This window comes from Kineococcus indalonis (assembly GCF_009906395.1).
Taxonomy (GTDB): Bacteria; Actinomycetota; Actinomycetes; order Actinomycetales; family Kineococcaceae; genus Kineococcus; species Kineococcus indalonis.
In genome coordinates this window covers 1-482 of sequence record NZ_JAAALM010001012.1, presented here as the reverse complement: position 1 = coordinate 482, position 482 = coordinate 1, and the positions used below count along the sequence as shown (strand labels likewise).

General features: G+C 77.6%; 1 protein-coding gene. It reads right to left on the bottom strand.

All coding sequences use genetic code 11. The features are described from left to right. A partial coding sequence (locus GTR00_RS22455) for a hypothetical protein (RefSeq protein WP_166613667.1) occupies positions 1 to 482 on the bottom strand: 482 nt, incomplete at both ends.

The following is a 482-nucleotide window of genomic DNA, read 5'->3' as shown; positions in this document are numbered from 1 at the left end:
GCCTGTACGTGGTGCTGGGCAGCCACCCCCGCCTCGACCACCAGCGTCGACAGCACCTCGCCCAGCCGGGGCAGCAGCTCCACCCGGCGGGCGTGGCTGCCCAGCACCACGTACAGGCAGAACGCCCGCCCGGCGTGCTGGAAGAACCACTGCGCGCCGGACTGCCCGGCGATCGTGCGCTGCAGCTGCTCGGGGGCGAAGTCCGCCGCGCTCGGCCGCGGCAGCCCCCTCGCGGCGAACAGCGCCGTGGAGCACGCCGCCGGGTCGTGCTCGAACAGCGAGACGAACAGGTCCACCGGCCCCAGCAGCGCGGTCACCCCGCCGCCGAAGTCGCCGCGCACCGCCGGCAGCGGCACCGTCGCCGCGTGCAGCACCGGCCGCACCCGCGCCCCCGGCGCGTGCTCCTCCCCGCTGCGCCGGGTGATGCGCACCTCCCACCCGGCCGGGGCGTCCACCCCCACGCCGTGCGCCAGCACCTGCAC